This window comes from Lysinibacillus capsici, assembly GCF_003367505.1.
In the GTDB taxonomy this organism is placed as follows: Bacteria; Bacillota; Bacilli; order Bacillales_A; family Planococcaceae; genus Lysinibacillus; species Lysinibacillus capsici.
In genome coordinates this window covers 16,883-29,320 of sequence record NZ_PXXX01000016.1, presented here as the reverse complement: position 1 = coordinate 29,320, position 12,438 = coordinate 16,883, and the positions used below count along the sequence as shown (strand labels likewise).

At 38.2% G+C, this 12,438-nt stretch carries 14 protein-coding genes; 7 read left to right on the top strand and 7 right to left on the bottom strand.

The window, feature by feature from the left end; genetic code table 11:
• Positions 1 to 202: 202 nt before the first annotated feature.
• Entirely contained in the window at positions 203 to 1,324 is a 1,122-nt protein-coding gene (locus C7B89_RS15085) for a response regulator (protein ID WP_115674051.1), read from the top strand.
• 48 nt (positions 1,325 to 1,372) lie between these two features.
• Here C7B89_RS15085 and C7B89_RS15080 read toward each other — a convergent pair whose 3' ends face one another.
• Both C7B89_RS15080 and C7B89_RS15075 read right to left on the bottom strand, forming a co-directional pair.
• A complete protein-coding gene (locus C7B89_RS15080; RefSeq protein ID WP_115674050.1) occupies positions 1,373 to 2,020 on the bottom strand; it encodes a response regulator in 648 nt (215 codons plus the stop codon).
• Between the two features lie 12 nt (positions 2,021 to 2,032).
• Positions 2,033 to 3,148: a GAF domain-containing sensor histidine kinase gene (locus tag C7B89_RS15075; protein WP_054548662.1), complete on the bottom strand. Its 1,116-nt coding sequence runs from the start codon at positions 3,146 to 3,148 to the stop codon at positions 2,033 to 2,035.
• 188 nt (positions 3,149 to 3,336) lie between these two features.
• Here C7B89_RS15075 and C7B89_RS15070 point away from each other — a divergent pair, with 188 nt between their 5' ends.
• Together C7B89_RS15070 and C7B89_RS15065 are read left to right on the top strand one after the other, a co-directional pair.
• Entirely contained in the window at positions 3,337 to 3,762 is a 426-nt protein-coding gene (locus C7B89_RS15070) for a disulfide formation protein C (protein WP_048391807.1), read from the top strand.
• 54 nt (positions 3,763 to 3,816) lie between these two features.
• Positions 3,817 to 4,656: an RluA family pseudouridine synthase gene (locus C7B89_RS15065; protein WP_054548663.1), complete on the top strand. Its 840-nt coding sequence runs from the start codon at positions 3,817 to 3,819 to the stop codon at positions 4,654 to 4,656.
• 42 nt (positions 4,657 to 4,698) lie between these two features.
• On the opposite strand, the gene C7B89_RS15060 is transcribed toward C7B89_RS15065, so the two are convergent.
• Both C7B89_RS15060 and C7B89_RS23105 read right to left on the bottom strand, forming a co-directional pair.
• Positions 4,699 to 5,529, bottom strand: a complete 831-nt coding sequence (locus C7B89_RS15060) for an aldo/keto reductase (protein WP_048391812.1) — start codon at positions 5,527 to 5,529, stop codon at positions 4,699 to 4,701.
• Between the two features lie 79 nt (positions 5,530 to 5,608).
• On the bottom strand, positions 5,609 to 5,779 hold the full coding sequence (locus C7B89_RS23105) for a hypothetical protein (protein WP_004230831.1): 171 nt from the start codon (positions 5,777 to 5,779) through the stop codon (positions 5,609 to 5,611).
• Between the two features lie 391 nt (positions 5,780 to 6,170).
• Between C7B89_RS23105 and C7B89_RS15055 the strand changes: the two genes are divergently transcribed.
• Positions 6,171 to 7,016, top strand: a complete 846-nt coding sequence (locus C7B89_RS15055; RefSeq protein ID WP_115674049.1) for a VOC family protein — start codon at positions 6,171 to 6,173, stop codon at positions 7,014 to 7,016.
• A gap of 37 nt (positions 7,017 to 7,053) precedes the next feature.
• Here C7B89_RS15055 and trmL read toward each other — a convergent pair whose 3' ends face one another.
• Positions 7,054 to 7,527: a tRNA (uridine(34)/cytosine(34)/5-carboxymethylaminomethyluridine(34)-2'-O)-methyltransferase TrmL gene (gene trmL, locus C7B89_RS15050; RefSeq protein WP_004230835.1), complete on the bottom strand. Its 474-nt coding sequence runs from the start codon at positions 7,525 to 7,527 to the stop codon at positions 7,054 to 7,056.
• 163 nt (positions 7,528 to 7,690) lie between these two features.
• The gene (gene queG, locus C7B89_RS15045) at positions 7,691 to 8,821 is read right to left on the bottom strand and encodes a tRNA epoxyqueuosine(34) reductase QueG (protein WP_115674048.1); all 1,131 of its coding nucleotides are present in this window, start codon (positions 8,819 to 8,821) and stop codon (positions 7,691 to 7,693) included.
• A gap of 59 nt (positions 8,822 to 8,880) precedes the next feature.
• Here queG and C7B89_RS15040 point away from each other — a divergent pair, with 59 nt between their 5' ends.
• From C7B89_RS15040 to C7B89_RS15030, 3 genes are all read left to right on the top strand, one after another.
• Positions 8,881 to 9,570, top strand: coding sequence for a B3/B4 domain-containing protein (locus C7B89_RS15040; protein ID WP_115674047.1), 690 nt, complete (start codon positions 8,881 to 8,883; stop codon positions 9,568 to 9,570).
• A 15-nt stretch (positions 9,571 to 9,585) separates the two neighbouring features.
• The gene (locus C7B89_RS15035) at positions 9,586 to 10,095 is read left to right on the top strand and encodes a hypothetical protein (protein WP_048391820.1); all 510 of its coding nucleotides are present in this window, start codon (positions 9,586 to 9,588) and stop codon (positions 10,093 to 10,095) included.
• Positions 10,096 to 10,392: 297 nt separating this feature from the next.
• The gene (locus C7B89_RS15030; RefSeq protein ID WP_115674046.1) at positions 10,393 to 11,979 is read left to right on the top strand and encodes a catalase; all 1,587 of its coding nucleotides are present in this window, start codon (positions 10,393 to 10,395) and stop codon (positions 11,977 to 11,979) included.
• Between the two features lie 43 nt (positions 11,980 to 12,022).
• On the opposite strand, the gene C7B89_RS15025 is transcribed toward C7B89_RS15030, so the two are convergent.
• A complete protein-coding gene (locus C7B89_RS15025; protein ID WP_048391850.1) occupies positions 12,023 to 12,424 on the bottom strand; it encodes a cytidine deaminase in 402 nt (133 codons plus the stop codon).
• Between the last annotated feature and the right edge of the window lie 14 nt (positions 12,425 to 12,438).

Sequence of the window (12,438 nt, the reverse complement as noted above, 5' to 3'; positions counted from 1 at the left end):
TGCGACAAACACATCGGGATTCATTGACTCTCACCCGTGAAAGAACTACACCATAAATTGCTTTTTTCTGGCATCAAATTTTTAATAGAAAAGTTGAGTGATTTTCACTTTTCTTGCCCTTCACTATATATAGGAAGCCTTTTCACCCAAAATGAACTAGAGTTTAATGTTTTTAATTTAATTGTATAAAGGAGAGTTTGATGTGATTCGAGCCGTTTTAATAGACAATGAACCGTTAGCTTTACACTATTTTCAAAATAAACTACATGCCTTTCAACAAATACAGGTGATGCAAACCTTTACAAGCGTAGAAGTATTTCTGAATGAACTACCAACTATGGAATTTGAGGCTATCTTTTTAGAAGTAAAACTTCAGGAATTATCAGGACTTGAAGTTGCTGATATTATCAAAACGGAACGCCCACAAGTCAGTGTAATTTTCATTACCGCCTATCATGAATTTGCATTACAAGCCTATGAAATTGGCAGTCTCGACTATGTATTAAAGCCTATCAGTCATGCCCGTTTAGAAAAAACTGTAGCCCGTATTGAGCATGAATTTTCCATTCAGCAAATGCTTCAACAGGCTACACAAACTGTCTTAAATGTACAATGCTTCGATCAATTTGCCGTCTATAGTAACAATAGTTTAGTGGCATTTAAAACAGAAAAGACAAAAGAATTGTTTGCTTATTTTATTTTGCATCCAAATATACCGATTCATCGAGATTATTTAATTGAAATTCTATGGCCTGATTTAGATTATGTACGAGCCAAATCAAATCTTCATACAGCTCTATCTTATTTAAGGAAAACTCTAAATACAATTGGCTACGAAAACTGTATTGTCTTTTCAAATAAATACTATATCTTCGAAAAGCCAAATATCGTATGTGATTTATACGATTTTCAAAAACTTCATGAGGATTTTTCAAGACTTGAATTTCCCTCTATTTCTTTGATTAATCAATGTCTTTCTATTTATAAGAATGGCTTATTTGTTTTTGATGATTATGAATGGTCAACTGCCTATAAAGATAAATTAATGAAATCATACATAGAGCTATTAGAAAAAGGGTTTCAAACAACGGTCTTTTCAGATACTGAAAGAGCTATGGAATTTTTACATGCATTAATAGAGTATGATCCCTATAATGAACAAAAACTTGAGCACTATTTATATACGTTAATACAGGCAGGGCTTCATGAACAGGCACTCAAAATTTTCCAAACATATACGCAAAAACTAGAGGAAGATTTAGCACTAACACCAAGTTCTACATTATTAGAGATATCTAAAAAATTAATTGTTCAACATAAATAATGTAAAAAACGGCGAGTGCTTCTATGTGAGTAGAAGCTCGCCGTTTATTTACATCCCACTACCTTCAGTTAGCCCGTGCTTAACAGCATACAGCGCTGCCTGTGTACGGTCTTGTACTTGTAGCTTTGTAAAAATATTTGAAATATGGGTTTTCACCGTTTTTTCTGTGACAAAGAGTGAGGATGCAATTTCCCGATTACTCTTTCCTTTTGTAAGCTCTGCTAGCACATCCTGTTCACGAGGTGTCAGCGGATTTAATAAATGGGGTGCATTCTGAGACTCCTGGCGATCCATTTCAAGCGTTGATGTTGCTTCAGGATGTAGAGTGTTTTCACCACGCATAATACGACGAATGGATAAGACCAATTCATCTGGCTCAATATCTTTTAACTGATAGCCTGCCGCTCCTGCCTCCATTGCTGGAACCACATGATCTCGATCAGAAAAGCTAGTAAGCATTAAAATTTCTATTTGTGGAAACTTCGCTTTGATGCGTTTAGTCGCCTGGATGCCATCCATTTCAGGCATGACTAAATCCATTAAGATAATATCTGGTTGAATGCTTTCTGCTAATGCAACAGCTTCGTGCCCATTTTTGGCCTCTCCAACAACCTCAATATCCTTTTGTGTCTTTAAGAAAAACAGTAGTCCTCTACGCACCACGTGATGATCGTCTGCAATTAATACACGTATCATGTCCTCTCCCCCTTAATATGGCAAGCGGATTAGCAGCTCCGTACCTTTGCCAATTTCACTTACCCAGTCGGCAGTTCCACCAACTGATTTTGCACGATCCTTGATAGATTGTAAGCCCATTGAAAGCAACTTTGTATTGTTGTCAATGACAAAGCCCCGTCCCTCATCACGAATAACCAACAAAATATCTGTTGACGTAACAGTAATATACAATGCTGCCTCTAATACACCTGCATGGCGACGTACATTATTTAACGCCTCTTGGGCTACGCGAAATAATGTTTCTTCAATACGTGAGGGAAATTGCAATACGCCTGAAACCGTAACATGTAGTTTTAAGCCAAGCATTTCAGCGTATACTTTCATGGCCTCAAGTAAACCATTTTCCAATCCTTTAGGTCGCAATTGCCAAATTAACGCACGCATCTCTGTAAGTGCATCTTGTGTTAAATGCTGAATCTCTTTAAATGTTTCTTTCACTTCGCAATCATCCGTCATTTCAATGCCAGCCCTAGCTGTTAACGTAACCGAGAATAGTAGTTGATTAACTGAATCGTGTAAATCACGAGCTAGGCGATTACGTTCCTTCACAAGCGCCATTTCCTGCTCCTGCTTTGTCAGTAAAATTCGCTTAATAGCTGAACCCATCTGAAAGGCAACTGATTCTAATAAAGCAAGCTCCTCCTCTGAAAAGCGTACTGTATCCTTAGATGCAACATTTAATACGCCAAAACGTTCTTGTCCAGATTGAAGAGGTACTGTCGCATGATGCGTGATTCCTTCATGATCCCCAACATTTGCAGCTATGGCACTTTCAATACGCTGACACTCGATAATATTGGAGGCTTTTTTTAGCTCTTCATTACGATAACGCGATACACACCAACAACCTCCCTTTTTTAAATAATGGCAATTGTTATATTCCAATGCCTCTGGTAGATTTTCATGGACAACAAGTTCTGAACGCCCCTTTGCATCAATAAAAAAAATCCAGCCTGTTTCAAAATTGGTGCCATTTAAAAATTTGATGAGCGCACCTTTTAGCATTGTGACAATTTCAGTTTCTTCATTTAATAGTTCAGCAATCTCTTTTAAAATACTGATATTGGAATGCTCATTCTCCCTCACGAAAACACCTCTTCTTTAGCATTACTATTGTTAATGATACCATTAAGCTATTGAAAGCGTCTGCTTCCACCGTTCATACTTTAGACTGAAATTCATCACATACCTTATTTTGTGTAAGTTGATTTACATATAAAACTAGAACCACTATAATCGAACAAGGACATGGTTTTATGAAGGGAAGATTGAATATGTCTAAAAAAGAAGAAAATGGCTTATTATTTATTTGGATTGTTTCTGCTATAGCAACACTAGGTTCGTTATATTTTTCTGAGATTCGTCATTATGAACCTTGTAAATTATGTTGGATTCAACGTATTTTTATGTACCCAATTGTTATAATGACGACAGTAGCATTTATACAAAAAAATGCACGTATTGCTGTCACAACAGCTGTATTTTCTGTGGTTGGCGGCTGTATTTCACTTTACCATTACGGAATTCAAAAGCTTAGCTTTTTAGCTGAAAATGCCCCCTCCTGTGGCGCAGTTTCTTGTACAGGACAATATATTAATTGGTTAGGCTTTATTACTATTCCGTTTTTAGCATTAACTGCATTTATTTTAATAGCAGGGGCAAGCTTTTATTTAATCAAAGCTTCTAAAGCTGCAAAATAATCGAAAGACCGTGTTCTACCTTTGGAATACGGTTTTTTCTACGGAGGAAGATCTATGTTTCATTATGAAATTGCTGAAGATAACTTAAGTGTGGAAGAATTGCTACGTAATCATTGGCGACTCGGTAAAAAACTCGTTCATGAATTGCGTATGGCCAAAGCCATCACATTGGTAAATGATGAGCTGATTCAATGGAATACACCATTACAAACTGGAACAATAATCAAATTTACGTTTCCTGTTCCAACTTCTAGCTACAAACCAACACCTGTATGTGCTATTGATGTAGTCTATGAGGATGACCATTGTTTAATCGTATCAAAGCCAAAAGGTATGGCAACACATCCTAATGATGCTCGTGATACACATACATGTATGAACCATGTCATGGCACATATCAAAGAACAGGGTGGCATTTATGCTGAACATGTTCATCGTCTTGATAAAGGGACACAGGGCTTATTACTAGTAGCAAAGCACCCTTTAGCAAAGTCCATTTTCGATCGAATGATTGAGGAAAAAACCATTATTCGTACGTATGCAGCAGAGGTGCAAGGTAACTTACGAACGTCTTCTGGAACGATTGCTGAACCAATTGGCAAAGACAGACACCATGCCACAAGACGTGTTGTGTCCAAAACTGGACAGCATGCTGTAACACACTATGAAGTGGTGGCGCGTTACAAAAATTCCTGTGTCGTTCATCTCATACTTGAGACTGGGCGAACACATCAGATCCGTGTGCATTTAGCCTATATTGGCCATCCAATTATTGGGGATACAATGTATGGTGCACGAGAAACAGTAAGTGATGACTACGAACTACATGCCATTCAATTAGAATTTGACCATCCTTTTTTAAATAAACGTATTATCGTCAAGGACGAGCAATAAGAAAAATCCCGCCTCTATAGGAGTGCGGGATTTATTCTTTTTTTAAAAATCAAATTTAAAATGATCAGGATCTTGTCCAAATCGTTGGTTACGATTTAATGTTGCCATTTTCTCCATTTGATCTTGGGTTAATTCAAAATCAAAAATCTGTGCGTTTTCCTCAATTCGGCTCGGTGTTACGGATTTGGGAATAACGAGTGTATCATTTTGTAAATGCCAACGCAGTACTACCTGAGCAGGGGTTTTATCGATTTCTTTCCCAATCTCAATAATGGTAGGATCAGCAAGTACACCACCACGTCCTAGTGGAGACCATGCAGTAACAGCAATTTGGTGTTCACTACAAAATGCCCTTAATGGCTGCTGTTGTAAATACGGATGTACCTCCACTTGATTAACCATCGGTGCAGTATTTGCCTTAGCCAATATTTTTTCTAAATGATGCTCATGATGATTCGATACACCTGTTGAGCGAATTAATTTTTCATCGTAAAGGCGCTCAATAGCTCGATATGTTTCTTCAAATGTTTCAGGGACAGCCCAATGTGTTAAATATAAATCTAGGTAATCCATATTTAAATTCTTTAGCGAAACCTCAAAAGCACGTAATGTTGCATCATATCCTTGGTCATTATTCCATACTTTTGTTGTAACAAAAATATCTTCACGACGAATGCCTGAATGACGAATAGCTTCTCCTACTTCTACCTCATTCCCATATAAGGATGCTGTATCAATAGCTCGATAACCGTATTGAAGTGCTTTATCAATAGCCTGTAATGTTTCCTCACGTTCTGTCATTTTGTAAACACCTAAGCCAAAACGAGGCATTTCTACACCATTTGATAATGTTTTCGTTGATTGTAAATTCAAAAAGCACAACCCCTTTCTTATCCTCGTTCCATTATACAAAAAATTGGATTTAAGAAAAATAAAGCGGCTGGTTTATATACTACTTTTTCTTCTGTTCAACATCTTCCAATTGAATTGGATCAGCGATTCGCTCATCCTCCGCAAGCTCTAGACCATCACGTAAATGCTCCATCTGCTTGCCCAAATCTTTTAATTCTTTCATATCTCTCACCATTGTCCCATTTTCAATATTTGGCACCTTTTTTTCCATACTAATCACCTCACTTTTAGTTTTCCCGATATCAAGCTGTTTGAACCATTTCTGACATATTTTATTCTGCTATGTCGTTTCATTTTTAAAGTAGATAGGCTATACTAAAAAGAGATTTCTTTATAACATGAGGAGGGTTACTTCCATGAAATTATTATTAATCATTGGTGTAACAGTTGCTTTCTTAACAGCTATTTTCACTGCTGGATACGAAGGCGACTACAAAGCTGACAAATAATATCTCAAGAAAATCACTAAGCTTTTCGAAAAGCTTAGTGATTTTCTTTTTTTGTGGAACAATAGAAATACTTGACTTTCCTTTATTTTTAAAATAAACTAACTTACATAAAGTAACTTAATGAAAAAAGATAACTATTTGGAGGTATTCAAAATGCATTTTCATGAAAAACCTAACACCTATGTAACGAATGTTGAAATAAAAGTGAGTGATTTACACCGCTCTTTAACCTTTTATCAAGAAATTATTGGCTTTAAGGTGTTACAACAAGATTCACATAAAGCTATGTTAACTGCCGATGGAGAAACAGCTCTATTAACTCTTGTTCAGCCTAAAACCGTAGAAGATAAGCTTAGCATGACGACAGGACTTTATCACTTCGCCCTATTATTACCTAGTCGACGTGACTTAGCTAATGTTATTTCTCATTTTCACGAAAAAGGTGTGTACCTTGGGGCTTCTGATCATGCTGTAAGTGAAGCACTCTATTTAAATGATTCTGATCATAATGGAATCGAGATTTATGCAGATCGTCCTGAAAGTGAATGGACATGGCATAACAATCAGGTGCATATGGTGACAGAACCACTCAATATTCGTTCTATTTTAGAAGAGGGCGATGGCAACTGGCTTGGTCTGCCTGCTGGCACAGTAATGGGCCATATTCATTTATCGGTCTCTAACTTGGCTGAAGCCGAGCAATTTTATACAAAGGGATTAGGTTATGATATTGTCACACGCTACGGGTCCCAAGCATTATTTATTTCTACAGGCCGTTACCATCATCATATCGGCTTAAATACTTGGCACTCAGAGAATGCACCAAAGCTTGGAAAAAATCAAGTTGGCTTAAAAACGTTCTCATTGCGTTTAGATAACGAAGAACAAGCGGCAACTATGAAAGATAATCTTCGTGGTATAGGTGCACCCGTTACGGAAATCGTCGGAGGGTTCCAAACAGAGGATCCAGCGGGGAATGTTGTGTTATTAAAGTTTTAATATTAAAAAGTAGTTCTCACAAGCGGAGAACTGCTTTTTAATGTAACCCTGGATATCCTTGTTGACGTAATGCCTCATAAATAACAATTGCAGCCGTATTGGACAAATTAAGTGATCGCACATGATCACTTTGTGGAATACGTAAACACATATCTCGGCGTTCATAAGCAAAGTCCTTCGGCAAACCTGTAGTTTCTTTTCCGAACATAAAATAAATATCTCGGTCTTGATCACTAAAATCATTTTTCGTAAACGGCTCATCACTGTATGTTTCGATTAAATAAACATCTCCATTTTTAGAGTACTCTATAAAATCCTCAAGTGAATCATGATAGACAATATTTACACTATGCCAATAATCTAAGCCCGCCCGTTTCAGCATTTTATCATCCGTTGAAAAACCTAGCGGACGAATTAAATGGAGCGATGTATTAGTACCCGCACAGGTACGTGCAATATTCCCCGTATTGGCTGGTATTTCTGGTTGATATAAAACGATATGCAATGGCATAACGACACACTTCCTTATTAAAAAATTCTTTAAGCTGACTCTTTAAAAAGTTAACGAAGCCTTCCTCTTTTGGAGCGGATCCGCTCTCAATCATAGGAACTCCAAGTAATTGATTTCATCCCTACATTAAACTGTAGTTAGTCAATTGCTTCTACATCCAATACTACTTAAAAAACTGCAACCCTTTATAAATTTCACTTCGCACTTCTTCGTCCTGCTCTGTAGCTTCTGCTTCATGTAAGGCAGTTTGTGCAGTATCCCCGCCAATCTTACCCAAAGCCCATGCGGCTGTGCCTCGAATGACAGGACGGTCATCTTTATGAAGTAGAGCAATCAAATCTGGTATGGCGGCTTCCTCTTTAAAATGAGCAAGTGCCAAGATGGCATTACGCTGGATAGGCTTTTTTCCACGCCATGAGCCTGAAACATGACCAAATCTCCCCTTAAATTCCCGATTAGTAATCGTTAAAAGCGGTGTCAATAATGGTTTGGCTAGCTCTGAATCTGGTATAAATTCTTCATGAATCCAATTAATTTTCCCTTTATTTTTAGGACATACTGTCTGGCATGTATCACAGCCATAGAGTCGATTACCGATATGACTACGAAACTCATCTGGTAATGTACCCTTCGTTTGAGTCAGAAAAGCAATACAACGCTGTGCATCCAATTGTCCACCTTGAATTAAGGCTCCCGTTGGACAAACATCCAAGCACAGTCGACAATCTCCGCATTCATCCTCCATTGGCTTATCTGGCGCAAATGGAATATTTGTAATGAGCTCTCCTAAATACACATAGGAACCAAATTCAGGCGTTATAATCGAGCAATTTTTTCCGCTCCACCCAATGCCTGCACGTTCAGCTACCGCCCGATCTACAAGGGCTCCTGTATCAACCATTGATTCAATACGTACACCTTTGACATGTTCCTCAAGCCAAGTGGATAATAGCTTTAAACGCTCACGTAATGCTGTATGATAATCGACACCCCATGAAGCACGGCAGAAAATTCCACGTCGCGCACCCCTTTTACCAATTGGTGCATTTTGCATACGTGAAGGGTAAGCCACAGCTATCGCTACAATACTCTCTGCTTCATCTAGTAATTGAAGGGGTTCTGTACGTTTTTGAATATCACTTTCTTCAAATCCAGACTGATAGCCAAGCTCCTGCTGGCGACGCAATCTGTTTTTTAATTCTGTAAAGGGAGCTGCTGTTGTAAAACCTATTTTATCAACACCAATGGACATCGCATATGCCACAAAATCACGTTGTAGGTCGTGTATGTTCATTTTATTTCCAACTCCTTACATGGTACAATATTAGAAATAGATAAAGTAGGTGATGTTCATTGGAAATTTCCATTAACCCAACTCTATTAACACAACATCCCGAGCTAAAAATCGGCATTATTCATTATACCAAAATTGTTGTAGCAGAATCCCCTCAAATGATTAAAGGGCGTATGCAATTGTATCAGGAAAATCTTTTTCTTGAAATGCAGGAACTTCCTGTAACACAGCGTGAGGGGATCGCAGAATGGCGACAGATTTGGAAAAAGCTTGGTGCTGATCCAAACCGCTATCGTCACTCAGCAGAAAGCCTTATGCGTCGAATTAGTAAGCAAAACTATTTAACGCCAATTCATTCAGGTGTTGATTTAAATAATTTCTTTTCACTTCAATATGAAATGCCAATTGGGCTATATGATGTTGCTCAAATCAAAGGGTTTGTAACAATTGATCTTGGTCATGACGAGATTGGTTATGAAGGTTTGAATGGGCGCTTTAACACATTAGAAAATATTCTGTATAGTCGTGATGAGGTAGGAGCATTTGGCTCACCTTTTGTTGATTCTAAACGCACAGCTGTCACAGAGGAAACAACTGATGCGTTACATATTTTTTATTTCCGCCCTTCCTTAACAAATGACGCAGCGAATGGACTGCTAGCGTCAGCTGGGAAAATGTTTAATCAAATTCATGGCGGACATTATCAAATCGCAATTATATCAAATGATGTACCATCTATAACACTATAAAAAGGACGTGTTTTCGTGATTAATCTTGCAGAAGCTGTTAAACTAAAAAGTATTTTAGGAAAGAAAACTCAAGAGCTAGTAAACGAACTACATCGCAGTGCCTTTGTAACAGTTGAAAAGGGACAAGCCCCTAAAACAAGTAATCGAGCACTCCCCCTTATTGAAGCTGACTTAGCCCAAGTTCGTCTAGATACTCGTACATTAGACCGCCTCGTTTACGAAGCAAACATCCAAAACACAGTAGACTTTAAAGGTCAAAAGCTAGCACTAGTAGAAGCCATCGAACTAGCAACACAACTTCGTGCCGAGGCTGATATGTGTAAAGATTTCAGTATGCGAGAAAAAGAGAGTGTAAGATTTGGCTATGGCGAAAATACAATGTTATATGAAATCGCTTTGTATGAGCCAGATGAATATAGAGAACGAGCTACAAAGCTTGAAAAAGATGCACATAAGCTATCTAATCTTATTAATTCAAAAAATTACAGTATTCAAATTAACTTTGACGATTCCCGTTATTTCTAGACTCGGGACGGTGAGACTCCAACCCGAGTTGGATGTGCTGTTTTCAAATCTAGCTTTTCAGCTAATTAGTTAAAAACCAATAACAAGTTACCTGTTACTGTATGACCGATGACTAATGACCAACTATAAGCAATGGCCATACTCAAAACAACTTGATTCCATTTGAAAACGCCATCCAGGGCTCTCCTACATTTATGTATGGAGAGCTTTTTTAAGTAGTTCAAAGGGATAATTTGGATGACTAGTTTGCCCCTTTCAAGGACAAAATGGAAGTATCTATAGGAAAGGGGTCATACTATGACACAGCAAGATGATGCAACACATGAGCAAGATATGACATTGACCAACAGACAGGGACATCCAATTACCAACAATCAAAATTTGCGAACAGTCGGTAATCGAGGTCCTGCAACATTGGAAAATTATGATTTTCTAGAGAAGATGAGTCATTTTGATAGAGAGCGAGTTCCAGAACGGGTTGTGCATGCTCGTGGAGCTGGAGCACATGGGTATTTTGAAACCTATGGTGTTCTTGGCAATGAACCTATCTCTAAGTATACACGTGCAAAAGTCTTTCAGGATAAAGGGAAAAAAACACCTGTCTTTGTGCGTTTTTCAACTGTTATACATGGTGGTCACTCCCCAGAAACATTGCGTGATCCCCGCGGTTTTGCAGTAAAGTTTTATACAGAGGATGGCAATTGGGATTTAGTGGGCAATAATTTAAAGATCTTCTTTATTCGTGATGCGCTCAAATTTCCAGATATGATTCATGCTTTTAAGCCTGATCCCATTACTAATATTCAAAACGTTGAACGTTTTTTTGATTTTTGTGCTAGCTCACCAGAAACCTTCCATATGGTAACATTCGTTTACTCTCCTTGGGGGATTCCAGCAAATTATCGTATGATGCAGGGCTCTGGGGTTAATACGTACAAGTGGGTGAATAGTGAAGGCAAGGCAGTCCTTGTCAAATATCATTGGGAACCGCTACAAGGTATTAAAAATTTAACACAAAAAGAAGCAGAAGAAATCCAACAGAAAAATTTCAATCATGCTACACAAGATTTATATGATGCTATCGAACGTGGAGACTTCCCCGAATGGGAGCTACATGTTCAAATTATGGAGGATGGTTCACACCCTGAGCTTGATTTTGATCCATTGGATGATACAAAGCTTTGGCCAAACGATCAATTTCCATGGTATCCAGTTGGCAAAATGGTGTTAAACAAAAACCCTGAAGACTATTTTGCTGAGGTGGAACAGGCTACTTTCGGGACAGGGGTGCTTGTTGATGGCTTAGACTTCTCTGATGATAAAATGTTGCAAGGTCGTACTTTCTCTTATTCTGATACACAACGCCATCGTGTAGGCGCCAACTACTTACAGCTTCCAATTAATGCACCAAAAAAACGTGTAGCGACCAATCAACATGGTGGGCAAATGATGTATAAGCGTGATTTGGCACCTGGACAAAATCCACATATTAATTATGAGCCATCCATGCTGAATGGATTAAAGGAAGCAACACAAGCTGGTAAAGAATATACACCATACATTGAAGGGAACCTTGTTCGTGAATCGATTGATCGTCAAAGTAATACGAAACAGGCTGGTGAAACCTATCGTAACTTTGAACAGTGGGAACGCGAAGAACTTCTTACAAATTTAATACGTGATCTATCGGTCTGTCATGAGGATATTCAAAATGCCATGATTGTTTTGGCACAAGAAGCCGACGAAGAATATGGTCGCTTACTCAAGGAAGGTTTGCACAACGCTAAAAAAGATTCCTCTGCATCAAAACCACTTGGCAATATCAATGGTGATCAAGCACCTCAAGATGCCATGAATAAAGGACACGATGCTGAGCCTTATTAACGAAGCTAAAAAAGACATTACATTTTTTGTAATGTCTTTTACTTTATTGTTCATATGCCTTATACCAATGATAAGGTTGAATTTCCTTTAATGATTTAAATACCAATTCTCCATCTGCATTCGTAATCGCTGCCTTTACATTTTCTCCCCAATAAAAAAGTCTTTCCTGACAGACTCCACAGGGTGTCAGCACTACAAATTTAGATGTTTCATCTTCCCTAGCAACACAAATCGAATGCGTAACTTTTGTATTCAATTTATGTGCCTCTAAAATAGCACCTGTTTCCATACATAATTCAGTAGCAGCATTCATTACCTCGGGTGCGACACTTGTTAAAATTTGCCCATCCGCGGTATATAAGGCTGCAGCTCCTCCCCATCCAGTGGGATATCTTTTTTCTGCTAGTGCAACCGCAGCTTCATACAGTACTTTTTCAATATCCATATTTCCTCTCCCTA